Raw genomic sequence first — 23,384 nt, 5'->3', positions numbered from 1 at the left:
TTCACGCCGGTTTTTCAGAGAGCCGCCGACAGATGAACGCGACGTGGCCGCCGCAATGACCCTATGTATTACATCAGCGACTGAGAAGCTTCCCTGACATTGCGGGTCGCAGCGTCGATCTGGGCGGTTGCCGTGGAGATCGTCTGCATATTCGTCGTGATCAGGTCCACGCCCTGGGCGGCGGACTGCATGTTGGAGGAAATTTCGGTGGTGACCGCGGACTGCTGTTCGACCGCCGTGGAGATGCTGGTCGCAATTTCACCGATATTCGTGATGACCGACAGGATGGACTGAATGGCCTCGACGGCATGTTCGGTCGTTTCCTGAACCGAATTGACCTGCGCGGAGATCTCTTCGGTTGCCTTGCTGGTCTGGGAGGCGAGGCTCTTGACTTCCGATGCGACGACCGCGAAGCCTTTTCCCGCCTCTCCTGCCCTTGCCGCCTCTATGGTCGCGTTGAGAGCCAGAAGATTTGTCTGGTCGGCAATGCCGTCGATCAGTTCGATCACGGAACCGATGGTTCTGGCATCTTCCGAGAGGCCGGACATGATTTCGCTGGAACGCTCCGCCTCGCCGATCGCGTTGCGGGACACTTCCATCGCCGTTTGAACCTGGCGACTGATTTCCGAAATGGAGGCGACCAGCTCTTCGGCCGCCGCGGCGACGGTCTGTACGCTCGAGGAGGTCTGCTCGGAGGCGGACGCGGAGTTGGTAGCCTGCTCTGCGGCGGCGGAAATCGACTGGGAGATTTCCGACAGGTCCTGATCTATGCCTTCCCGAATGCCCTTGCGTCGGCGGCTTTCTAGCACCCGATCGGTGATGTCGCTCGCGAACTTCACCACCTTGAACGGCCGGCCGGAGGCGTCAAGGATCGGGTTGTAGGTTGCCTGGATCCAGATTTCCTTGCCGTTCTTTCCAATGCGCTTGAATTCATCCGCCTGGAATTTGCCTGCCGCAAGATTTTCCCAGAACTGGCGGTACTCGCTGCTGGCCCGATACCCGGGTTCCACAAACATGCTGTGATTCTGGCCCCTGATTTCGTCCAGCGAATAGCCGATAGTGGCGAGGAAATTTTCATTGGCGTCCAGAATGGTGCCGTCCAGCTCGAAATGGATAACCGCCTGGGAGCGGTTGATTGCGTTCACCTGACCTTCGAAATCCGCGTTGCGTTTCTTTTGTTCCGTGATGTCGGAGGCGATCTTGACGACTTTGACGACCTTTCCGCCGGCGTTCAGAACAGGATTGTAAGACGCCTGGATCCAGACCTCCCGGCCTCCCTTGCCGAAGCGCAGATATTCCGCGGCCTTGAATTCGCCGCGCCCAAGAGCGCTCCAGAAATTCTTGTAGTCCGGGCTGTTGGCGAGACCGGGGTCGACGAACATCCGGTGATGCTGACCCTGGACTTCCTTCAGGGTATAGCCGAGGGCATTCAGGAAGTTTTCGTTCGCGGTCAGAATCGTCCCGTCCGGTGTGAACTCGATCATTGCCTGCGAACGGCTGAAGGCTTCAACAATCGCTTTCCAGGAGTTGGTCTTAAAAATCGGCATGCGTTCTCTCCGGTCGCCGCAAAAATTTCTCTACAGATAAATAAAACCAAAAAAGTAAATAAAAATCTCATGAGAACATAAGTGCAGTTACGTAATTAAAAGTGCATATCTCGTTAAGATACTAGAAGTTGAAATAATTCCCACTGGTGTAAGCAAGTCGAAGGTATTATTGTAAAAAATTACCAATGAAAGCGACGGGATTCACAATTTGAGCTGGAAGTGCCCAGCTAATATTTGACTGGTCCGTAATAACTGAATGGTTGTTTCGTTATGTGAAGCGCGAGCTTTCGACATGATCCGGTTCAAGGATTCCGCCTGGTCCGGTGGAGCGGATGCGGGCGGTGCCGCATCCGCCTGCGTTTATTTCAGCAACCAGCGAATGGTGACATTGGCGCCGATGGTTTCCTCGCCGGCCTCGACCGGCACCGGCCCGGCCTTCGACATCAGCATGCTTTCCGCGCGCATCACCAGCGGCTGTGGCATCTGGATGCCGGTTTCGGCAATTGAAGCGATCTGCCCGAGTTCGACACCGGCGGCAGCGGCGAAGATCTCCGCCTTGTGGCGTGCGGCTTCGACGGCTTTTTTGCGGGCTTCATCGAGTTTGTCCTGCGGGTCACTGACTTCGAAGCGGATATTGTCCACCGAGTTGGCGCCGTTCTCCACGACGAGGGTCAGGAGGCTACCGAGCCTGGGCAGTTCGCGCACATTGACCTCGACGCCGTTACGGACCTCATAGCCGACGATCTTCGGCTGACGGTCGGAAGGTGTGTCGAACCGCTCATAGCGCGGCTGGATGGAGAAACCGCGCGTCTGGATATCCTTGGCCTCGATGCCATCGCCCTTGATCGCCGCTATGACCTTGGCAATGGCCGCCGAGTTCTGCGAAAGAGCCTCGGCCGCGGTGTCTGCGCCGGTGATCACATTGGTGCTGATGACGGCCATGTCCGGCGCCACGGAGACGGTTCCCTGGCCTTCCATGGTGATGCTGCCCGCGGCTGAGGCCGTTTCCTGGGCAATGGCCGGGGTATGGACGGCAAGCGCGGCGGCAAGACCAGTGGCAAGACTGGCGGCGAGCGCGACCCGGCGAGCAAAAGACAGGCTGCGCCGCGGCAGGCGTGAGCGCGAAACGGTCATGATAATTTCCTTTTCCAGAAAGCCATATCGGGCGGAAACATTGTCCTGCTTTGCGGCAGGGTCAAGGCTTGCCAGTTCAGCCTGCGTTCATGTTTGCAAGGTGCGCCGGATCACTCCGCGGTCGATGGCGGCGGGGCGCTCTTCAGACCGATATCTCCCGTCTGAGACAGGAGCACGGCAATCGGCCGGGACGCTTCGAAGCGGGCGCAGACGATGACGATCATGACGGTGAGCGGCACGCACAGGACCATGCCGACCACGCCCCAGATAGCGCCCCAGAAGGCCAGCGACAGCATGATCACCAGGCCAGACAGATTGAGGTTGGAACCCATCAGCCGAGGCTCGACAAAGTTGCCGATCGAGAACTGGATGAGGCCGAGCCCGGTCGCAATGGCGATAAAGGGGCCGAGCGTGTCGTAATAGACGATTGCCAGCAGGCTCGGGAAAATCACCCCGATGAGCGAGCCGATGGTCGGGATGTAGTTGAGCAGAAAGGCAATGAAGCCGAACAGGGCGGCGTAGGGCAGGCCGATGACGATCAGCACGAGGCTGGTCAGGAGGCCGGTCGCGATGGAGACCGTCGTCTTGATGGAGAAATAATGCATGATCGAGCGGTTGATTTCGGCCCGCATCGCGAAGGCCGACCGGGCCCGGTCCGAGTTCGGGAACAGTTTTTCGAACTTGCTGTCGAATGTGGACTGCTCGAAAAGCAGGAACAGCACATAGATGAAGACGAGGCTGGCGGAACCCGCAAGAGCGGTCACCAGACCGGCGCCGGCCGTCACCATGCGCGGGACGAGGGAATCCGGGAACAGGTCCTTGAGTTCTATCGGATCGTTGAGCTTGAAGTGGTTGGAGGCCTGATTGAAGAGATCCTCAAGCCGGCGCTGATAGGTGGGAGCGTCCTGGGCGAGCTGGGTGAGATTGACGGTGACGATATCGAGCACGAAGGTGCCGATCGCGAATATGCTCAAAAGGGCCAGCGGAAAGGCGATGAAGCCGGGCAGGCGCCAGCGGCCGATGGCGATGCGCCCGAACACGTGCGACAGCGCGTTGATCATGTACCAGACGATGAGGGCGATGACGAAAGGCAGCAGCAGGGAGCGGCCGACGACCAGCAGCCAGCCGATCATGCATACGAGCAGGACACTCAAGGTAACGGAAAGAAGCGGTGATCGCATGAAGGCTCCGGCAGGTGATTCAGGCATTGCTTTCAGTGCCATTTAGAACGGAAAGTGCCGGCGAACGGAACCGGTTTCTGGCCGCAGGCACAGGCGCGCGCGTCCGCCCGGGGGCACGCATGTCACTTTCCCGGACTTTTTTCCTCTCAGGCCGCAAAGCTCTTGCTCGGGAAAACTGCCGTGGTATAGGGAAACCTGACGCGCAAACCGCCGCTTCCGGCGGCGCAGCGTTCCGGAGCATCCTGTCTTCGCATGAATGCAGACAAGGCGCTCCGGCACCTGAAGATCGATCGGCCCTTGCGTTTTCATATGGCAGCATATGAAGCGGGTTGATCCAGGGGCCTGTAGCTCAACTGGTTAGAGCCGTCCGCTCATAACGGATTGGTTGGGGGTTCGAGTCCCTCCGGGCCCACCATTTCCTTTAGAATCAAAGCGTTGGAGCGGCGGGCATTTAAGTTTGGCCGTGTCTTGCGGCCTTGGCTTTTGCGACATGCTAGCCGGCGGGATTCAGGCTTGTGGCCAGGCCGTGGTCGCGGCGAGCAGCGTGGTTCGGCCGTGCCGGCTCCAGGCTTCTTCGGCCAGATGGGGGGCAAAGGGCGCGATCAACCGTATGAGGCTATCGCAGCCGTCCTTGAATGCCTCGTCCGTGGCCGGATGCCGCTCTGCAAGGGCAGCTTTCAAGATGCGGGTCAAGCCGTGGATTTCGTTAAGAACACCGCTGTACTGGTATTTTTCCAGAAAACCGGTTGACCGGCGCACGGCGCGGCGGATCTTCGCGCGGACCGCCCCGGACGCGCGCGTTTGCTCCTGCCCGGCAACGGGCTCATTTGCCTGTGCACCGATTCTGACCGCTGTCTCGTTCAGCGACCATACTGTTTTCAGCAGGGCCCGGGCGCGATCAAGGCCGTCATCGGACCATTCGAACCCCTTGTTCGGATTGGCGGACCACAGGACGTGAACCCGCAAGACGTCCGCACCGGCGGACCTGAGCACTTTTTCCGGGCTTATGACATTGCCGTGATGCTTGCTCATCTTGCGGCCGTTCAACGTAACCACATTGTGCCCGGCATAATTGGCGAAGGGCTCCGGGTCCTGAAGAAGACCCATGTCGTAAAGCGCATGGCCGAGAAACCGGTAAAGATGCATGTAAAAAAACGAATCCAGTCCGTTGTGGAACCAGTCGACCTGCATCCATTGGGTGAACGACCCGGCTTGGAACTCGAAATTCTCGTCCAGGAGGCCCGTGCAGGCCAAAAAGCACCAGATGACATCGAAATAGCAGTCGAGCGTATCTGTTTCGCGGCGGGCTTCATTGCCGCATCGCGGGCACGGGACGCAAATGAAGTCCCGCAGATCGGCGAGACCGTTCCGCAGGCCGCCAGCGGGAATGTCGGGCAGCAGGACGGGAAGTTCAGCGTCGGGCACGGGGACGGTTCCGCAGTGTTCGCAGTGAACGATCGGGATTGGCGTTCCCCAGGCGCGCTGGCGAGAAACCAGCCAGTCGCGAACGCGAAAATGGGTCGCGGGCCGTGTCATTCCGGTTTCGACCGGGCAGGTTTCGCCGCTTTCGATTATACCTCGGGTGCGGGCGAACATCCGGTCGCGCTGATCCATATCCGGAAAACCGAGCGTTGCGCCGTGGGCGAACCCGGCTTCGACATACTTGGCCGCGTAGACCGGAAGTGTCCGCCCGGTCCGCGGGTCAAGAACGCGGCGTCCGGTATCATGGCCGTGGGTGCGATGATCCTCATGTGGCGACGCGCGGCTGTGGGGCCGCTTCAACCGGTCTTCAGTAGAACCGGGCGCGGTGTTTCCGCCGGCCGCCGGATGCCCCGGCGCGATGGCGACGTAAGAGGCCGGATGCCGCACCCGGTCGGCGGCCACAAAAGCGGTTATCACCGTATCAGGCTCGTCGACGACCGGCAGGTCGATTTCATATCCTTCGACCGCTCCCATGAAACCCGCAAGCGTATTTCTGACCTGCGGTCCGAACCCGGAGACGCCCCCCAGGCTGTCGTGCAGTTGCCGGGAGTATCTGGACAGCTTCACATACCACTGCGTCAGAGACCGTGTTTCCACGGGCGTTTCGCATCGCCAGCAATTTCCGTCTTCAACCTGGATATGCGCCAGTGTCGTCCGGCAGCTTTTGCACCAGTTGAGATCGGCCTCGGCGCGGTAAACCAGGCCGGCTTCCCGGAGTTTGAGAAACAGCCACTGTGTCCACTTGTAGTAGCGCGGATCGCAAGTGCTATGGACATGGTCCCAATCGTAGCTCAGGCCCAGTGCCACCATCTGACCGCGCATGCGTTCGATGTTCGCCGCGGTCAAGTCACGGGGGGCGGCACCCTGCTTTTCGGCCGCCAGTTCGTTGGGCAGCCCGAACGCGTCGAATTCGAAACAGTACAGGACATTTTTTCCGCGCATGCGCTGATAACGCGCCATGACATCGCCCAGCACGAATGTGCGCACATGTCCCATGTGCAATGCGCCATTGGGGAAAGGACCGCCGTCGAAATTGTAGAACTTGTCTTTCTTGTCTCCTTGCCGTGCCTTGAAACAGCCGCTGAGTTGCCAGCGCTTCTGCCACTTGGCTTCCAGCCCGGCGAAATCAGCGAATGGATCGGCGACGGGCGGTTCCTCACATGGCAAGGCTCGCCTCCGGTGTTGCGGGCACCGTCGCCGGTTCGGAAAGAGGATGGTCATAGGCGCGTTGCAGCTCGTGTGGCGAGAGGCCTATCTTCTCCAGGTAATCCCATTTCCTTTGCAGCTCGGGTGTGGGGAAATGATAGAAGACAGAGAACAGGTCCGGCCTTGCGGCGATCATCTCACAGAGCCATGTCTTGTCGCCCTCGTAAAACTGAAGCTGGGACGATCGGTCCGGATCGAACCTGATGCGATCGCGATAGTTTCGGTAAAGAGGGCTGAGCGCATAGGGCAAGGCCAGGTTCAACTGGGGCGAGGCGCCCAGCGCCGCCATATAGAGGAGGAAAAAGGCCGTGTCTTTCAGCTCCTCATACGTCTCGTCCGGAAACCCCCAGACAAACGATGCCGTGACGAACGGCACATGATCGAGCGCCATTTTCACCATTCGGCTGCACTGATCCACGGTGGTTGACTTGACGATGGTTTCCAGCACCCGGTCAGATCCTGTTTCGATACCGAAAAAGACTTTCCGGCAGCCGGCGGCGGCCATCGTCTCCATAAGTTCAGCGTCTATGAGGTCGACGCGCGCATAACATCCCCACTCGAACTTCATGCCCCGGCTGATGATCCCATGGCAAAAGCCCATGATCATTTTGCGCGACAGGACGAAAGTGTCGTCGATAATGAAGATGTCCTTCGCGCCCATCTCCTTCACCAGCCATTCGAGCTCGTCCAGATAATGTTCCATGGGCCTGTGCACGTTGCGCCGGTTCCAATAGGGAGCGATGTCACAGAATGTGCATTCAAAGGGGCAGCCGCGCCCAAACTGGCTGTCGACCAGCCGGTAGCGGGAGAAATCGACCCGGTGATACGCCGGTGGATCCAGATCCGTCATGGACCGGATGCGCTCGCGCGCGGGCGTGGTGACCACCTGGCGGCCAAGACGGACATGCAGACCGTTGACGTCCTTTAAGGCGGAAGTGTCCCTTGGAGCATCGGACCATCGCTGGACCAGGTCCACGATCGTGCGTTCACCCTCGCCGATAACGGTGGCGTCAATGTCGGGGCAGTAGTCAAGCAGGGTTGCGCCCGCGCCGGCGGGGCCGATGCCGCCCAGAACGATCCGGACGTCCGGCCGTTCGCTTTTGATCAGTGCGCTGGCCCGGCAGATCAGCGGCAGAATATAGCTCATACAGCTGAATCCGATGATCGGAGCCGAGCCCCGGACGAAATGCGCGAGGGTTTCCGGGGTCCACGGCTCGGGGTCGCCGCAGAGCTGATAGTCACGGATTTCCACCTCGAAGCCCGCGGCTTCAAGTGCCGCCGTCAGGTAGAGAAGACCCTGGGGAGGCACATTCACGGCGCTGGGGAGCACGGCGTTGACGAGGGTAATATGAGCCATGCTTATCTCCTCAGGCCGGTACCGCGGCAAAACCTGAAATATGCGACAGCAAACTGTCGCGTGTGCGGGCAAGATCGGTCGAATTGACGGAAAGACATTGTGCGCTGTTGGCGAGATCGCAGACCAGATGGAAGTCGGCGGTCATGACAGCCACGTCCTCATGCACGAGGCCCATGGGGACCACCTTGTTGCGCAGCAGTTCCATGGCGGCTTCCGCCGAGTTCATGGGAACAGGACACCCGGGCTGCCGGTCAGCTCTGGAATGCAGAAAGAAGATGGCAACCGGAGTGAAGGCCTTGCCGGCGTCCCCGTTGCGCTGAACCAGCCACCGAGGCTCGTCGAGCAGCTCCAGATCCGGTTTTCGCTCTCTTACTCCGGGTATGTCCGGGGCTTCGCCGTCCGGGCCTCCCCGCAGGATGAACGCCAGCGGGAACGGCACGCATTTGCGGTCCCGGCGGCGGATCACCGTGGTGTCATCGGAGCAGAAGGACATACCCCTGTCCAGCAATTGCAGCGTCAGGGTTGTCTTGCCGCTGGCGGCCTCTCCCACAAGCAGGATGCCGTGTCCGCCGCCCACGTCCAGCGAGGCGGCGTGGAGCGTCAGGTGATCAGGCTGATGGCAGGCGACCAGATGCAATCTGAGGAATTTGGAGGCGTAGTAATGCAATAGGGTTTCGTCGCGCAACGACAGTGCGAACGGGAGCCAGTCCGCGACGAGGAAATGGCCGCCGCCGATCCGGAGGGGGTCGTCCGGCCGCAGAGCTTCTGCAAGCCAGCCATGCGGCGCATGGTCCAGTTCGACGAGTGCCAGACGGGCGTCCGCCGGTCCTTGATCCCTGGCGAGGAATGCACCGTAGACGAGACGAAGGCGCCGCAGTGCCCGGCTTGAGGTTGCCTTGACAACGATCCTTGTCCCGTAGATGTCCAGATCGAGCCTTTCCGGAAGCCGCCGGAAGAGGTCAGCGGCAAGTCGACCGGGATCCTTGATCTGGACGACGCCGCGCATTACACCGGCCCCGGTGCCCGGTTGGCAAGCGCAACGGCCACCTTGGGAAAGACCGCCCGATATCCGCGGCAATGCGGATCGGGCGCATTGATCTCACCGGTCGCGCAAAAGGCGGCCGCCACACTGCCCCCCCGGCAAATCTGACGCCATTCGCAATTCTTGCATTCGGGTGTCCTTTCGACACGTCTTCCCAGCATTGCGCGAAGTTCGCTCAGTCTCTTGCTCTTCAGCAGATCTGAAAAGGGTGTCTCCCGGATATTGCCAAGCCGAAAATGCTCAACGGCACCGAACGAACCCGGAAAAACCTCTCCTGACGATGTGATCCGCACGCTGCGCCACAAGGGGTGAACGCTGTCGTCGCACAGATCGGGAATGAATTGGCTGAGGATGTTTCGGGTGTCGTTCAGGTCGATCTCGGTCTTGCCGATGAGATCGATCGCGCGCCTGAACAGGACCTCCATCAACTGGACCCGGTCTTCCTCCGATAAACTCAACTCGCTTGCATGCGCGCTTGCCCGTCCGACTTCCTCATAGACGGAAATGTTCACCCTGCGAATGCCGCGTGCCTCGACAAATTCCAACAGCGGTTCAATCTCATTCAGATTGGATTTGACCGGTGTGAAGGACAGCGTGAACCGGTCCGGGCCGAGCGTCTCGAGTGCCTGATCGATGACCCGAATGATCCGCCGCGCCGTTGTGCCCCGGATTTTTTTGTTTACCGCGTCCGACACGCCGTCAAGGCTTATGGCAAGATTAAAGCCAAGCGTGTCTATGAGCTTCAGCAGGGCGGGCCGGAGGGTGGTGCCGTTGCTGATCACGGTTCCCGAAAGCCCCTGATCGGTGACGTAACGGGCGATCTCTGGAAAATCGGGATGAAGAACGGGTTCGCCGCCGGAAAGGGTGACGAAGCGGCCGCCTGCCGCCTGCAGGTCATCGATGATCGACTTGATTTCCCGAACGGTCAGAATTTCAGTCCGCTCCGGCGCACCGCCCATGAAGCAATGAACGCAGCGCAGGTTGCAGCGCGCCAGCATCTCGATATAGGCATGCACGACACTGTACGATGCCGGTGACGGTTCTTGAGCGGTTTTTGAAACCTGGCCGTTGCGAACCAGCAATCCGGTCGCCTCCAGATCATCCAGCCAGGCCACGAAGCGGTCACCCGGAACCGGGCCGAAACGTGCCTCGAAGCGCGAATGGATGGCTTGCGCGGTTGCACCAGGCCGGCCGCAAGACTGGATAATCGCCGCCGCGGCCGGATTCAGGACTGCCCATCTCCGGTTGACGCGGCTGAGGGCGAGCGTGTCGCCGCCGTGTTCGAGCCATGCCAGGGGCGGGGTGACATAACCGTGGCCGGTCATGATGAGCTCCCCGCGTCTAGAATGCCCATCGTGCCGAAACCCTTCAGCGTGTCCGTGACGTCGCTTAGAACGGCGTCGGCGTCAGTGCTGAAGTTTCGGGCCAGTTCCTCTGCTATATCGCGGCTGGACCTTGTTCCGTCACAAAGGCTCCAGATCCGGCCGGCGACATGATTGAGAATGTGGTATTGCTTCAGTGTGAGGTGCAAGACCAAGGTGTCCTGTCCCACATTGCGCCATTCCGTAACCTGACTGCGGCATGGATACCAGGTACCTTGTTCGCCTGACATGATACCGACCTCCATTTTCTGAATTCCATCGAGCAGCGATACAGGGAGATGGAGGCCCGGGGGAACCGGGCCTCCGGTGTTCTTCTCCGGCAGGTCAGCCAGAGAAGCCGCGTGCGGGGAACTTCGACCCTTTTTTCACGGCGCTCAATAAATCGCCCTGGGCCAGCGATTTCACTTTCGGCGGCTCGTAGGCAGGCGTGTCGCCGTCACGCTCGGCCACTTCGTTTTTTGTCACCGCTGTGTCTTGAATTGAGGACTCCATTGGTTTCTCCTACTTTCCCTCAGAATGGTGCCAAGCTTCCCCCCGCAAATCACTCACAATCGCGGACCGGATTTGGCGTTGATGTCGCAAACCCACTCTGAAGCCTGCTGCGCGGCGTTTGCCGCTCGTGCGAAAGTCTTTCGCGTTCTGGTACGCCCGACGGGATTCGAACCCGCAACCTCCGGGTTAGGAGTCCGGTGCTCTTGGGATGAAATCAAGCCGTTTTTGCCGCTAAACGTCATGTCCAAACTCCCTACCAGATGCATCTTCAATCGAAGGAGTCGAGAGAACGGGCATGACGCAAACCTTACTCGCGCTCCCCAGCTGACATAGCAAAGCCTGCAAGCAACATGCTCAATTTAGAGGTGTCTAGAAGCAAAACGGTCTCCATTCCTTCCTTTTGCCATTGAGCTACGGGCGCAAACAAGTGTCCGATCACTGCAATCAAATTTTCAGTGTACGGAAAGGCCGTTATTTTTGAATTTATTACAATCTATATTATTTTATCTGTGTATTTTTGGATATTTTTAAGATGGTAGCATTTTTTGATTATTGTTCAATAATAAATTTATAATAAGATTATTTTTAACACGCTTTGTGAAACAATTTTTGCAATAGATGTCTATCTTTACTTTATGTATAAAGTAAAGATAGAGAATATTCTATCGGTTCTCTGCCCTTGGCGGTTCGGCTGTGTCATGTTCCGCCAAGGGTTCGGAAACGTGCGGCGGCTGTAATCTCAGGGTGTGCCGTGCCGTTTCTTTCGCGTTCAAGCCCTGTCGTGCGATGTCCTGACAATCCGGTCTGGGGAAAAGCCGGATTGTTGCCGGGGATCTTGCTGGGGACGGACAATCGAGAGGCGACTGATGCTGGGGAATGATCGGGCTCAGCGCTCGCGGAATGCTAGTTTGCCATCCTGGCCTTAAGCCTGGCATCCAGCCTTTCGGCGAGCTTTTGGGTCAAATCGGACGCGCGATTAAATTCCTTCGCCAGCCTTTCTTGAAGACCGAAGAAGCCCGCTGCCCTCTCAGAGAGCAGCCTCGCTGCCTCGCTTTGCATCCTGGCCAGCAGAGCAACCCTCTCGCCAAGCCGTTTCAGCAACTCCGTTTGAGTCAACTCGTTGTTGTCCATACGCTCTTGTTCACCCCCTTTCATGTTGGCTGTGGTCATGTCGAGCGCGGCGAACACAAAAGGAATTCTCCGCGCCATCAAAGCGGGTATTGCGACATTTTTACTATATTCCGGTTGCAAGGAAATTCAACTCAATTTCTGAGTTCAACCGGTGGGGCTTTGTTGAAACGCCTCTCGGGGCCGTTTTACTTGTGCGGGAGAAATCCGGCCTCAGGCGGAAAGGGATTGCGGTGCCGGAACCGGGGCCATTTGGGCGTCGGCTGACTGATGCCGAGTTCGAGGAAGGACAGGGCCGAAATTTTCAGAATTGCGGAAGAGCAGCGGATGGCGAATTCGACGGCGAGAAGCCCGAGCAGGTTGGGAGCAATTTCGCTCAGCAGGATGAAACCGGGTCGTTCACCGCGAAGTTCCGCCGCGCGCACGAAATCGAGCGCGGCAATGGCGATTGTCTTGGCGCGCACCACGCGCACCACGCCAAGCGTGCAGACAATCCCGACGATCAGCGACAGGGAAAGGATCTCCTTGCCGAAGGTGAGCACGAGAATTGCGATCAGGAGGAGTTCCGGGATCGCCATCAGTGCATCCGTCAGGCGCATGATCGCGTCGTCGAGCCAGCCTCCGACATAGCCGGCGACCAGTCCGAGCAGGGTGCCGGCGAGAATGGAGACGCTGACGCCGGTCAGTGCGACCAGCAGGGCGACGCGCCCTCCCGACATCAGCCGGGACAGGTAATCACGGCCGATCTGGTCGGTTCCGAGCCGCTGCAGTGGCAGGCTACCTCATTGATGTACGCGGGCTGATGGAGGAATGCGATCAATGAAACCGTTTCTTGTCGAAACGGACGTAGCGGCCCCGCTGCCCCAGCCGAATGTCGATACCGATGGGATAATGCCGAAGCAAATTCTCAAGCGCATCGACCGCGAAGGATTGGCAGGCGGTGCTTTCCACGATCTCCGGTTTGATGCAACGGGCGGAAAGCGAACAGGCTTCGTTCTCAATCAGGCTTCGTATGACATTGCACGTTTCCCCGTCTGCGCTTCGAATTTCGGATGCGGGTCCAGCCGGGAATATGCGGTCTGGGACCTGATGCAGATCGGTATCCGTGCTATTATTGCACGCAGCTTCGCGGGGATCTTTTTCGGGAAATGCGAGAAAAACGGATTGCTTGCGATAACGCTCCCTGAAAAAGAAGTCGATGCGCTCATTCAAAAAGTATTGCAGGTGGATCGTACCAACCTGACAATCGATCTTGGAAAACAAACGATTTTGACGAGTGACGAGATAAGTGTTTTTTTCGAAATTAATCCTGCAAGAAAACAGCTCCTGATGGATGGAGCGGACCACATAGAACAAACTCTCGCCTTTGCTCCGGAGATTCAACAGTTTGAAGAGGCGCAAAAAACGGATCTATGCTTTTTGTGGAAGCGCCCGCCTGCCAGATAATTCCGTTTCTCGGATTGGAACTGCGCTTCCTGATCTCATGAACATCCGGATACCTGGAGAAATCGCTGCCGGCTTAATTCTTGCTGGTGGAATACTGGATGCATGGCGGACACCAGCGAGAGTGAATGGCTGGTAATAAAAACCGAAAGCTGCGGTAGCAGATAATCGCGGCCAGTACCGAATTTCTGTCCCTTAACGTCAGATTTTAGTATGTAAGTATGTTCCGTTAATCTGTAGAAATGCTTGCTTCGGTAACTCTGTCATAACAACTGCAAGCATGGTTCCTCAGAATATCCCTGTTTAAAATAGATATGATGCCTCGAGAATAGATTATTGCTTCGAACTCGAGGAGATCCGAACAAACCTGGCTAATTGTTGCCCGGCGCACTCCGAGAACTTCGGACATTGCCTTTTGCGTAAGCTGAAAGTCTGCTCCGCCCAGGCGGTCATCCGCATGAAGGAGCCACCGACTGACACGCTGCTCTGCGGTATGCAGGGTGTTACAAGCCACGCTTTCCATAAGTTGAATAATCAAGGCTTTCGAGTACCGGAGCATTACCTCGCGAACACATACAAAGCGTTGCATGGCTTCGTCCAAATCCGACATTGTGAGCCATGAGGCAATACCGGGAACTTGTACGATGGTCCTGCTGATCGAATCGGTTCCGCCCATTAGATAGGTGAAGCCAAGAAAGCCCTCATTTCCGATAGACGCCTTTTCGACGCTGCGACCGTCGCTCATCTCGGCCATCAGGGAAATGATGCCCGTGTGCGGAAAAATAGCGTGGGTGAAATTTTGGGACTTTTCGTAAAGCACACTTCCCGCTTCCAGAGGCCGTGTATCCATACGGCTTGCAAGGAAGGCTTGCGCCTCTGGTCGGGTAGCGCAAACAATACGGTTCTTAGTAAGTCGTTCTAAACGGTCAGTCATACCGGCTTATAGTATTGCCCGGGTCAATTAATATAGAGCACGGATATTGTTAAATTTTGTTAATCCACAGTTAACCAATTATATGTACGTTACCGTACTTATAAGAAATATACTTAACTAATTAAGTACAGGTGGCTCTATGCGGCGCAGTTTCAAATAACTTTCAGGCTTGTCCATGAAACTGGCCTGGCATGAGGCGCCGAGCTTATGAAATGAGGAACAGTGATGCCAAACACATCCTCCTTCGCCGGTGCAATTTTCTCCAATGCACCCGTTGGCCTGATCGTGTTCGATCAGCACGGTACAGTTGTTGATGCCAATCCTGAAGCTCTGAGGCAGTTGGAGCTTTCATTGGGTCAATTGCTCGGTTGTGGTGTCAATCAGACGCTATCGAACGCCGACGGGCACCCGCCCCTGGATGAAATTGCAGATGTTTTAAAACTGATTTTAGAGAGCTCGCAGGGTACAGCGGGGCATGTGGTGGAATTGCTTGTCGGGGGAAAGGTCAAGGCATTAAAAATCGATTCCCAGCCGATGATTGCGGACAACGGAGAGGCCTCGTGGCAGCTTGCAAGTCTGGTCGATGTGACCAAGGAGTGGGCTCAGTGCAAGAGCCTTGTGGCAGCCAAAGACTGGGTGGAAAAGACACAAGCAGAATTAAGTGCTTATAAAGCGGCCTTAGAGCGGCACGCAATTGTCGGAGTAACGGATCGTACGGGGCGTATCACCTATGCCAATCAGAAATTTTGCGAGATTAGCGGGTACAGCGCAGCCGAATTGATAGGGCAGAAGCACAGTCTTCTGAATTCAGGTCATCACCCAAAAGCCTTTTTTGCCGACATGTGGAGAACCATTTCCGGTGGCGATCCCAGGCATGGGGAAATCTGCAATCGGGCCAAGGACGCAAGTGAATACTGGGTCGACACCACAGTTGCACCGCTTCGAAATCCCGCCGGGCAGATAACCAACTACCTTTCAATTCGCTATGATATTACCGAAAAAAAGATTGCCGAAGCCGCCCTGCACGCAGAAGTTACTCGTCGGCGTGAGGCGGAAGCGCTTCTCCTGGATGTTATCGAAAGTATCCCCGACGCAGTCGGTGCCTTTGATCAAAACGACAGGCTTTTGATTTTCAACTCGGCCTATCGCGACTTCTATACCGATTCAGCCGCTGTAATTCAGGTGGGTGCTGATTTTGAAAGCATCTTGCGCCACAGCGTTTCAAGTGGCCAATTCGTACTTCCAAACGATAGTCCGGAAGGCCGGGAGATGTGGATCGCCCGGCGATTGCGTGAACATCGCGCCCCCGGCAATGTATCAATTCAGCAGCTTTCCAATGGTCGTTGGTTACAGGTTCGAGAACAGCGTTCGCAGTCGGGTTGTATCGTTGGGGTCAGAACTGACATCACAGCACTCAAGGAAGCCGAAAGCCTGATCAAGAGCCAGGCCGAGCGTGATCCGCTTACCGGTCTTTTCAACCGTTCGATACTGTTGGATCGCCTGACAGGGCCTGTGGAACGAAGCGTAAATTCTGGTGCTCAGGGTGCGTTGGTGGTTGCCGACCTCGACAATTTTAAAGATGTAAATGATACATTGGGGCATGATTGCGGGGATGAGCTGCTTGTGCAGATCGCCCGACGCATCAATGAAACAGTCCGCGTATCCGATACCGTGGTGCGGCTGGGTGGCGACGAATTCGCGATTATTCTACCGAATGTCAAGCGTGTCGACCAGATCGACCGCCTGATGCAGAAACTCATCAAGAAGATTGCCGCGCCGATCGAACTCGCCGGGAGATCCATCCGGCCAAGCGCGACCATGGGCATCTGTACTTTCCCGCACGATAGCGTCGATCCGGCCGAATTGTTGAAGTTCTCCGATATAGCACTCTATCAGGCGAAAGCGCACAATCGTGGACGCTATTGCTTTTTTAGTGAGAAGTTGCGCGAGGGTCTCGAGCGCAGGGAGGCAGTCGCGGATGCATTGCGCCTTGCACTTGAGAATGGCGAGATCGACATTGCGCTGCAACCGCAGTTCAAAATCGCTGACGGTGCGCATGCGGGGTTTGAGGCGCTAGCCCGCTGGCGCCATCGCGAAGGCGAGATGCCGCCTGGTCAGTTCATACCAGTCGCCGAGGAAACGGGGTTGATTATCCCGCTCGGTCAGTATGTTCTCGAACGTACTCTAGCGGAGGCCAGTCGTCTCAAGAAGTTGAGCCTGACTCCTGGTATTGTCGCGGTTAATGTTGCTGCTTCTCAACTTAAACTCGATAATTTTCCAGAAACTATCGAAACATTGCTGCGCCGATACGGGCTGCCACCGGAAGCATTGGAAATTGAAATCACCGAGAATGTATTGCTCGATCGGTCGAGCAGGCGGATCGGGCAGTCACTTCAGGCAATTCACGAAATAGGTATTCAAATCGCGCTTGACGATTTCGGTACGGGCCATGCGTCCCTATCGCACCTTAAACGAATACCGGTCGACCGGCTTAAACTGGACCGCTCTTTCGTGTGTGGGATCGGTATCAATGCCGGCGATGAAGTGATTGTACGCACCATTCTCAATCTTGCCCAAAGCCTTGGAAAGTCAGTTGTCGCAGAAGGTGTCGAGACACGAGATCAATTGAACTTCCTTAGAAACCTGGGGTGCGATATCGGCCAGGGATATTTACTGAGCGTGCCCTTGGCTCCTCAAAAAGCGGAGCGCTTTCTACGCAAGAATGTTTCGTGCTCAGTAACTGGCCTGCCAGCGGAGCCTGCATCGCCCTACAGCAGTGTGTCACCGATTACATGCACAATATAGAGGGTTATTATGACAAAAATTACACTTCAGGACCGCCTGACATTTCATAGACTCGATGAAATCACGGTGGAAAGCCTTCGTTCGGAGAGTAAACTCGTGCTGGATGTTCTTTCCCGCGCGCTTGACGACTTCTACGATCACGTTCGAAAGTTTCCGCAAACACGGAAGTTTTTTAGCGACGATGCCCACATGGACAAGGCAAAAGCCGCTCAGGTCCACCATTGGTCACTCATTACAGCGGCAAAATTCGATGAAGACTACGAGAATTCTGTTCGCACAATCGGCGAAGTACACAACCGAATTGGGTTGGATCCAAGCTGGTATATCGGCGGTTACGGTTTTCTCGTGACGGCACTGAACGAACATATTCTCAGGAATATTCTCAGATGCGGTTTCGGCACCATGCCTTCCTCTCGAAATCGAGATCGGGCCGCGCGTCTTCAAACGGCGATTACTCGCGCCGCCATGCTGGATATGGATATCGCAATTTCAGTTTATCTCGAAGCAGGCCGTCGTGATCGCGACGAGACCCTGGCACGGCTTGCTTCTGAATTTGATCAGCGGGTCGTTGGCATCGTCGACTCGTTTGCCGTATCGGCAACAGATATGCAATCGGCTTCACAAACCCTGTCGGCGGTCGCAGAAGAGGCCTCTGCTCAGTCGATGGCTGTGTCTGCGGCATCGGAAGAAACCACCACCAACGTGCAAACTGTAGCTACAGCCGCGGAACAGCTTGCTATCTCAGTACAGGAGATTGCCCGGCAGGTTTCTGACTCTACCCAAATCAGCCTAGGTGCTGTTGACGAAGCCGAGCAGATGAACACCAAGGTTCAGTCGCTGTCTTCTGCAGCGCAAACGGTTGGTGAAGTGGTCAAGCTGATCAGTGACATCGCCGAACAGACCAACCTCCTGGCGCTCAACGCGACCATTGAAGCGGCTAGAGCCGGTGAGGCTGGTAAAGGCTTTGCGGTTGTAGCCTCTGAGGTGAAACAGCTGGCAACTCAAACCGCGAATGCGACGTCGGATATTTCAGCTCAGATATCGGCTATTCAGAATGTCACCGATGATGCGGTCGGTGCGATCCAACGGATCAGCGAGACGATCGGAAAAATGAATCAAATCTCGACGGCCATTGCTTCTTCCGTCGAGGAGCAGGACGTAGCGACACAGGAAATCGCTCGTAATGTTGCCGAAGCTGCCGTGGGTACGCAGGATGTTTCCAGCAACATATTCGGCGTCAAACAGGCAACAGAAGAGACCGGAAAGACATCGACCCTGGTGCTTGCGTCAGCAAGCCAATTGGCTGAGCAAGCGGATGCGATCAAGAGCGAGCTGGGAGAATTCATCAATTTGATCCGAGTAGTTTAGTGAACAAAACGGAATGCCAACAATAGATGAAATTGTGTTGGACGGCGAAATTTAGGCAAACGACTTCTTGTTCTTTTCAAGAAGCCATTTGAGCTGCCTGTCTCTGTCTCTGTCTCTGTCTCTGTCTCTGTCTCTGTCTCTGTCTCTGTCTCTGTCTCTGTCTCTGTCTCTGTCTCTGTCTCTGTCTTTAAGTTATCTCCGTTCTTTTGGGGTACTTGACCTCTCACTACGGATGCCCGGTTTTCAAGGCTTTCGGTGGTGGTGGGCGTTCCCTCCAAGCCGGCCAATTCCTCCGTCTGTCGATTATTCTACCGTGTCCCTGCAGCTGCAATTGTTGCTGCCGTCGCACGCTCGCCCGCCCTGGTCAGAAACGGCGCCAGCAGGAAGCTGAGACACAGCATCGGCGCAAGGAGCATGAGGCCGGTTCTGATGTCGGTGAGATCGGCGAGCGCGCCGATTGCCAGCGGTCCGGCGAGGAAGCCCATGAGAGCGATGAAGGACAGGATCGCGACATTCGAGGCCGGGCTGGTTCCCGGGGCGGCCGAGGCGGCGGTGACGCCGAGCGGGAAGGCGAGGGCGGCGCCGATGCCGAGGACCGACAGGCCCGCCATGGCAGCCGGTATGGCTGGGGCCATCCAGACGACGGCAAGGCCGAGGAGACCGATGAGGGCGAGGCATTGGGCCAGCCGGCCGGCGGATATTTTCTGGCGCAGGCGGTCTCCGGAAAGCCGCGTCACAGCGGCGGTCAGGATGAAGACGGAGACGCCGAGGCCCGCGATGCCGGGGGTGGCGGTGAAGGCGTCGCGCAGGAAAATGGCGGCCCAGTCCGCGACAGCCCCTTCGACGAGTGTCGTGCCGAAGGTGAAGAAGCAGACGCCGAGCAATACGGGATGCGGCAGCCTGAAGCCGCTTCGCCGCGCCGTTGCGGGTTTTTCCGCCACGGAAGCCGGCAAGGGCAAAATGACGGTTGCCGCGGCTGCCTGCACGAGGATAGCAATGCCGAGGCCGACGTAAAACGGCTCCAGCGCGTATCCCGCGACGAGGGAGCCGATCAGCGTGCCGGCCAGCAACCCGAAACTCCAAAGGCCATGCGCCTTGCTCATGATCTTGTGGCGGGTGCGGGTCTCGTAGTCGTCGGCAAGCACGTTCAGGCCGAGTTCAAGTATGGACATCGACCCGCCGACCAGAGCAAGCGAAGCCATCAGAACCAACTGCGAAGGCGCCAGAAAGGGCAGCAGCATTGCCGTGAGGAAAAGCGGGTAGACCAGAAGCGTGAGCCGCCGGGCGCCGAGCCAGTCGGCCAGCCGGCCCGCGAAGAGAAGCGCGGTGAGCGTCCCCACCGGCATACCGGCGAGGGCGATCGCCAGGGCGCCGTTCGAGAGGCCGAGGCTGGTCTGAATGCCGGGAATATGCGGAAACCAGGCTCCAAAGGCGATTGGCTGGAGGAAAAAGATCAAACAAATTCGCTTCGCCTGCGACAAACGACACCTCCGGAATATGGTCTGAAATGCGGTTCGGAACTGCCTGAACAGGACAACAACCTTGAGAAACCTGCATAAGACGGAAAAAGCTCAAAAACAACAAGCAGGTTGAGACCAGTCGGGAGGGACTTGCGCTTCCGCGTTTTCGTGCGCCCCGTACCGGCAGGCCTGCGCGGCAGAATTGCCGACAGCGAATGCCTCGAACCACGCTCTGAGGGGCGCGAAAAACCCAGGAGCCGCCTAGAACTTCTCACGCGGTGTTTTCAATCCGGTTTCGCCCGGCAAAGTTCGATCAGGGCCTGGAGCATCAGGTTGGCGCCTTTTTCGATGTCCTGCCAGTTGCTGTGTTCTTCCGGTGCGTGGCTGATGCCGCCGCGGCTCGGGACGAAGATCAGGCCGGACGGGCAAAATGCCTGCATCGTCTGGGCATCGTGTCCGGCACCGGACGGCATGCGCCTGGCGGGCAGTCCATGCCGAGCGGCAACAACTTCGAGAAGATCGGCAACATGCGGATCGAGCAGGGCAGGGGAGATCCAGCTCCGTTCGGTGGCGGTCAATTCAAGCTTGTGCTTTTTTGCAGTGGCTTCGGCATTCAGTGTCATATTTTTGCACAGGATACGCATCACCTCTTCGGAGGTGTCGCGAATGATTACCGAAAAGACGGCCCGGCCGGGAATGGTGTGGGGCTGGTTGGGGGTGAGGGCAACATGGCCGATGGTGATCCGGCTCTGATCGGTGCCGTGGGCCTCGATCAGGTGCGGGATCGAATGCGCCACGTCCGCAAGGCCGGCAAAGGCGTCGGCGCGCAGGTTCATGGGTGTGGTGCCGGAATGGTTCGCCGTGCCCTTGAAGTCCAGTTCCAGGTAGCAGATGCCGGAGACCCGGTCGGCGATACCGATCGGGACCTGTTCCTGTTCCAGAATTGGGCCCTGCTCGATATGAAGTTCGAGAAAGGCTGCGATCGAGCCAGGCCGCCGGGCGGCGGCTAGAACGGTGCCGGCATCGAGGTCATGGGTTTCAAGGACCTCGCTCAGGCGATTGCCTTCCGCGTCCACGGCCCGGGCAATCCATTCCCGTGTGACCTGTCCGGTGATCGCCTGGGAGCCGAGCATGCCGCCGAAGCGGCCTTCTTCTTCGGAAGTGGCGGCGATTTCGACAGCGGTGGCAGGCTCGATCCCGGCGTCCTTCATGGCGAGAACACATTCCAGCGCCACGCAGGCCCCGAGGGAGCCGTCATACGCCCCGCCGTTGACGACCGTGTCCAGGTGAGATCCAGCCATGATGCAGGGACCGTCTTCAGGGCCGAACCGGCCGAACACGTTGAGCGCGCCGTCGGTCCAGACGGTCAGGCCCTCTTCACGCATCCTGGCCGCGAACCAGGACCGGCAGTCTGTGTCTTCGCGCGAGAAGCCGGGCCGGTTATAGCCGCCTGTCCGAGGGGCGAAGCCGAAGCGGTTGACCCCTTCCAGGAGCGATTTCAGCCGCTCCAGATCGATGCGGACTCGAGGCAGTGGCATCCGGATTCCTCCCGTTGATTCAGCGCTTAAGCGTTTTTCTGGCACTGGGGTCGCCACCCTCAGGCTGAAATTAGTATTAAATAATTATTGCGGCTTCGCAATTAATCATGATTAATTAGTTCGCAGAACACAACGAGGGGAATGGTCATGAAAAAAGTCCTAGCCGCGGCGTTCGCTGCGGTCTTTCTCGCCTTCGCGCCCCAGGCGCAGGCGCAAACTCCGCCCAATGTGCTGGTCATCGGCCAGATCGCGGAGCCGAAGTCGCTCGATCCGCAGGCGGTAACCGCCGTGAACGATTTCCGCATTCTGGTGAATCTTTACGACGGGCTGGTCCGCTACAAGGACGGTACGCTGGAAGTCGAACCGTCGCTCGCCGAGAGCTGGACGATCTCCGACGACGGCAAGTCCTATACATTCAAGTTGCGCGAAGGCGTGACTTTCCACGACGGGTCGCCGTTCAACGCCGAGGCGGTCAAATTCAACTTCGACCGCATGTTGAAAGAGGATCATCCCTACCACGATACGGGACCCTTCCCGCTGTCCTTCTTCTTCTCCACGGTCGAGGAGGTCGTCGCGGATGACGAGACGACGGTAACCTTCAAGCTCAGCGCGCCTTACGCGCCGTTCCTGTCCAACCTTGCCTATCCGACCGGCCTGATCGTCTCGCCGGAAGCGGTCAAACAGCACGGCAAGGATTTCGGCCGTAATCCGTCCGGCACGGGCGCCTACAAGTTCGGCGAATGGGACGCGAATGCCAAGATGGTTGCCGTCAGGAACGAGGACTACTGGGACGGGGCTCCGGATCTGGAAGCGCTGATCTTCCGGCCGATCACCGATGCCAATACGCGGATTGCCGAAATGCTGTCCGGTGGTCTGGATGTCATGGTCGAGGTGCCGCCCGACAGCCTGCAGCAGTTCAAGTCGGACGAAAGCTTCACGGTGCTGGAGCAGGCCGGACCTCACGTCTGGTTCCTGATCCTAAATGCCAAGGAAGCGCCCTTCAACAACAAGGCCGCCCGTCAGGCCGCCAACTACGCCATCAACAAGAAGGCGCTGGTGGAAAACATCCTGCAGGGCACGGCTGAAGTTGCAGCAGGCCCCACACCTCCGGCGTTCGCCTGGGCCTATAACGAAGGCCTGGAGCCTTATCCCTATGATCCGGAAAAGGCCAAGGAACTGCTCAAGGAAGCCGGTTACAACGGTGAGGAAATCACCTTCTACGTGACCGAAGGCGGCTCCGGCATGCTCGATCCGGTTGCCATGGGAACGGCCATTCAGGCCGATCTTCAGGCGGTCGGCATGAACGTCAAGATCGAGACCTACGAGTGGAACACTTTCCTCGGCAAGGTGAACCCGGGTCTGGAAGGCAAGGCAGCTATGGCGGAAATGGCCTGGATGACCAACGATCCGGACACGCTGCCGTTCCTGGCGCTGCGCACCGAAGCGATGCCCGACAAGGGCGGGTTCAACTCCGGCTATTACTCCAACGCCAAGGTGGATGAGCTTCTGGAAAAGGCCCGTCAGGTCACCGACCAGGACGAACGTGCCGCGCTCTACAAGGAAATGCAGGAAATCGTGCAGGAAGACGCCCCGTGGGTGTTCGTTGCCAACTGGAAACAGAATGCCGTCACCAAGGCCTCTGTCGAAGGTTTCAAACTGCAGCCCTCCTTCTTCCTGATGCTCCAGGACGTCAAGAAGCCCCAGTAGGCTGAAAACACGGTCCCGGCGGATTTGGGTCCGCCGGGATACTGGAATTTGCGCCGGGCACGCAGGGCGAGTTCGGCGCAAGCGGATTCTCCTTCGGGAATGGTCCTGGTCCTGCTCATATTGCGGTTCATGGAGCGATCGAGAACTCCATATTCCGCGCCGTCCCGGCCTTGAGCCG

Annotated in this window: 18 protein-coding genes and 1 tRNA gene; 5 read left to right on the top strand and 14 right to left on the bottom strand. The window is 57.6% G+C overall.

The genetic code is table 11. The annotated features are described in order from the left end of the window. Nucleotides 1–68: 68 nt before the first annotated feature. The 3 genes from CLV41_RS17625 to CLV41_RS17615 form a co-directional block, all read right to left on the bottom strand. The gene (locus CLV41_RS17625; protein ID WP_103223743.1) at nucleotides 69–1,547 is read right to left on the bottom strand and encodes a methyl-accepting chemotaxis protein; all 1,479 of its coding nucleotides are present in this window, start codon (nucleotides 1,545–1,547) and stop codon (nucleotides 69–71) included. Nucleotides 1,548–1,907: 360 nt separating this feature from the next. Continuing rightward, the gene (locus CLV41_RS17620) at nucleotides 1,908–2,681 is read right to left on the bottom strand and encodes an SIMPL domain-containing protein (RefSeq protein ID WP_103223742.1); all 774 of its coding nucleotides are present in this window, start codon (nucleotides 2,679–2,681) and stop codon (nucleotides 1,908–1,910) included. 110 nt (nucleotides 2,682–2,791) lie between these two features. Then, nucleotides 2,792–3,862 carry an AI-2E family transporter gene (locus tag CLV41_RS17615; RefSeq protein WP_103223907.1) on the bottom strand — a complete coding sequence of 357 codons (1,071 nt, stop codon included), beginning with the start codon at nucleotides 3,860–3,862 and terminating at the stop codon, nucleotides 2,792–2,794. A gap of 338 nt (nucleotides 3,863–4,200) precedes the next feature. On the opposite strand from CLV41_RS17615, the gene CLV41_RS17610 reads away from it, so the two are divergent. After that, nucleotides 4,201–4,277, top strand: a tRNA-Ile gene (locus CLV41_RS17610). Nucleotides 4,278–4,369: 92 nt separating this feature from the next. On the opposite strand, the gene CLV41_RS17605 is transcribed toward CLV41_RS17610, so the two are convergent. The 8 genes from CLV41_RS17605 to CLV41_RS17575 all read right to left on the bottom strand — a co-directional run bounded on the left by CLV41_RS17605 (nucleotide 4,370) and on the right by CLV41_RS17575 (nucleotide 12,670). After that, entirely contained in the window at nucleotides 4,370–6,511 is a 2,142-nt protein-coding gene (locus CLV41_RS17605) for a class I tRNA ligase family protein (protein ID WP_170107242.1), read from the bottom strand. Beyond that, the gene (locus tag CLV41_RS17600; protein WP_103223740.1) at nucleotides 6,501–7,907 is read right to left on the bottom strand and encodes a B12-binding domain-containing radical SAM protein; all 1,407 of its coding nucleotides are present in this window, start codon (nucleotides 7,905–7,907) and stop codon (nucleotides 6,501–6,503) included. The genes CLV41_RS17605 and CLV41_RS17600 overlap by 11 nt, the downstream gene beginning before the upstream one ends. 10 nt (nucleotides 7,908–7,917) lie before the next feature. Beyond that, entirely contained in the window at nucleotides 7,918–8,913 is a 996-nt protein-coding gene (locus tag CLV41_RS17595; RefSeq protein ID WP_103223739.1) for a hypothetical protein, read from the bottom strand. After that, nucleotides 8,913–10,274, bottom strand: coding sequence for a radical SAM/SPASM domain-containing protein (locus CLV41_RS17590; RefSeq protein ID WP_103223738.1), 1,362 nt, complete (start codon nucleotides 10,272–10,274; stop codon nucleotides 8,913–8,915). Before CLV41_RS17590 ends, CLV41_RS17595 begins: the two co-directional genes overlap by 1 nt. Further along, nucleotides 10,271–10,561 (bottom strand): PqqD family protein, encoded by a 291-nt coding sequence (locus CLV41_RS17585; RefSeq protein WP_170107241.1) that lies wholly within the window; start codon nucleotides 10,559–10,561, stop codon nucleotides 10,271–10,273. The genes CLV41_RS17590 and CLV41_RS17585 overlap by 4 nt, the downstream gene beginning before the upstream one ends. A gap of 94 nt (nucleotides 10,562–10,655) precedes the next feature. Next, a complete protein-coding gene (locus CLV41_RS27820) occupies nucleotides 10,656–10,823 on the bottom strand; it encodes a hypothetical protein (protein ID WP_170107240.1) in 168 nt (55 codons plus the stop codon). 903 nt (nucleotides 10,824–11,726) lie between these two features. Next, a complete protein-coding gene (locus CLV41_RS17580; protein WP_103223736.1) occupies nucleotides 11,727–12,011 on the bottom strand; it encodes a hypothetical protein in 285 nt (94 codons plus the stop codon). Between the two features lie 128 nt (nucleotides 12,012–12,139). Continuing rightward, complete coding sequence (locus tag CLV41_RS17575) at nucleotides 12,140–12,670, bottom strand: ABC transporter permease (protein WP_103223735.1); 531 nt, start codon at nucleotides 12,668–12,670, stop codon at nucleotides 12,140–12,142. A gap of 100 nt (nucleotides 12,671–12,770) precedes the next feature. On the opposite strand from CLV41_RS17575, the gene leuD reads away from it, so the two are divergent. Further along, entirely contained in the window at nucleotides 12,771–13,397 is a 627-nt protein-coding gene (gene leuD / locus CLV41_RS17570) for a 3-isopropylmalate dehydratase small subunit (protein WP_103223734.1), read from the top strand. A gap of 226 nt (nucleotides 13,398–13,623) precedes the next feature. On the opposite strand, the gene CLV41_RS17565 is transcribed toward leuD, so the two are convergent. Further along, nucleotides 13,624–14,328 (bottom strand): Crp/Fnr family transcriptional regulator, encoded by a 705-nt coding sequence (locus tag CLV41_RS17565; protein ID WP_103223733.1) that lies wholly within the window; start codon nucleotides 14,326–14,328, stop codon nucleotides 13,624–13,626. A gap of 225 nt (nucleotides 14,329–14,553) precedes the next feature. Between CLV41_RS17565 and CLV41_RS17560 the strand changes: the two genes are divergently transcribed. Together CLV41_RS17560 and CLV41_RS17555 are read left to right on the top strand one after the other, a co-directional pair. Then, entirely contained in the window at nucleotides 14,554–17,133 is a 2,580-nt protein-coding gene (locus CLV41_RS17560; RefSeq protein WP_103223732.1) for an EAL domain-containing protein, read from the top strand. A gap of 9 nt (nucleotides 17,134–17,142) precedes the next feature. Then, nucleotides 17,143–18,501 (top strand): globin-coupled sensor protein, encoded by a 1,359-nt coding sequence (locus CLV41_RS17555; RefSeq protein ID WP_103223731.1) that lies wholly within the window; start codon nucleotides 17,143–17,145, stop codon nucleotides 18,499–18,501. Nucleotides 18,502–18,809: 308 nt separating this feature from the next. On the opposite strand, the gene CLV41_RS17550 is transcribed toward CLV41_RS17555, so the two are convergent. Both CLV41_RS17550 and CLV41_RS17545 read right to left on the bottom strand, forming a co-directional pair. Then, entirely contained in the window at nucleotides 18,810–19,958 is a 1,149-nt protein-coding gene (locus CLV41_RS17550) for an MFS transporter (protein ID WP_146048592.1), read from the bottom strand. Between the two features lie 287 nt (nucleotides 19,959–20,245). Further along, entirely contained in the window at nucleotides 20,246–21,499 is a 1,254-nt protein-coding gene (locus CLV41_RS17545) for a Zn-dependent hydrolase (RefSeq protein ID WP_103223729.1), read from the bottom strand. A 147-nt stretch (nucleotides 21,500–21,646) separates the two neighbouring features. On the opposite strand from CLV41_RS17545, the gene CLV41_RS17540 reads away from it, so the two are divergent. Continuing rightward, nucleotides 21,647–23,206, top strand: a complete 1,560-nt coding sequence (locus CLV41_RS17540; protein ID WP_103223906.1) for an ABC transporter substrate-binding protein — start codon at nucleotides 21,647–21,649, stop codon at nucleotides 23,204–23,206. The last annotated feature ends 178 nt before the right edge of the window (nucleotides 23,207–23,384 follow it).

The sequence above is a fragment of the Roseibium marinum genome, from assembly GCF_002906165.1.
Lineage (GTDB): Bacteria > Pseudomonadota > Alphaproteobacteria > Rhizobiales > Stappiaceae > Roseibium > Roseibium marinum.
Note: the sequence above shows the minus strand (reverse complement) of the source record. Positions and strands in the feature narration are given on the sequence as shown.

Coding starts and splice junctions, on each gene's coding strand:
- CLV41_RS17600 (WP_103223740.1), bottom strand. CDS start 7,907: ATGGCTCATATTACCCTCGTCAACGCCGTGCTCCCCAGCGCCGTGAAT.
- CLV41_RS17565 (WP_103223733.1), bottom strand. CDS start 14,328: ATGACTGACCGTTTAGAACGACTTACTAAGAACCGTATTGTTTGCGCT.
- CLV41_RS17545 (WP_103223729.1), bottom strand. CDS start 21,499: ATGCCACTGCCTCGAGTCCGCATCGATCTGGAGCGGCTGAAATCGCTC.
- CLV41_RS17620 (WP_103223742.1), bottom strand. CDS start 2,681: ATGACCGTTTCGCGCTCACGCCTGCCGCGGCGCAGCCTGTCTTTTGCT.
- CLV41_RS17615 (WP_103223907.1), bottom strand. CDS start 3,862: ATGCGATCACCGCTTCTTTCCGTTACCTTGAGTGTCCTGCTCGTATGC.
- leuD (WP_103223734.1), top strand. CDS start 12,771: ATGAAACCGTTTCTTGTCGAAACGGACGTAGCGGCCCCGCTGCCCCAG.
- CLV41_RS17560 (WP_103223732.1), top strand. CDS start 14,554: ATGCCAAACACATCCTCCTTCGCCGGTGCAATTTTCTCCAATGCACCC.
- CLV41_RS17555 (WP_103223731.1), top strand. CDS start 17,143: ATGACAAAAATTACACTTCAGGACCGCCTGACATTTCATAGACTCGAT.
- CLV41_RS27820 (WP_170107240.1), bottom strand. CDS start 10,823: ATGGAGTCCTCAATTCAAGACACAGCGGTGACAAAAAACGAAGTGGCC.
- CLV41_RS17625 (WP_103223743.1), bottom strand. CDS start 1,547: ATGCCGATTTTTAAGACCAACTCCTGGAAAGCGATTGTTGAAGCCTTC.
- CLV41_RS17575 (WP_103223735.1), bottom strand. CDS start 12,670: ATGTCGGGAGGGCGCGTCGCCCTGCTGGTCGCACTGACCGGCGTCAGC.
- CLV41_RS17540 (WP_103223906.1), top strand. CDS start 21,647: ATGAAAAAAGTCCTAGCCGCGGCGTTCGCTGCGGTCTTTCTCGCCTTC.
- CLV41_RS17595 (WP_103223739.1), bottom strand. CDS start 8,913: ATGCGCGGCGTCGTCCAGATCAAGGATCCCGGTCGACTTGCCGCTGAC.
- CLV41_RS17585 (WP_170107241.1), bottom strand. CDS start 10,561: ATGTCAGGCGAACAAGGTACCTGGTATCCATGCCGCAGTCAGGTTACG.
- CLV41_RS17590 (WP_103223738.1), bottom strand. CDS start 10,274: ATGACCGGCCACGGTTATGTCACCCCGCCCCTGGCATGGCTCGAACAC.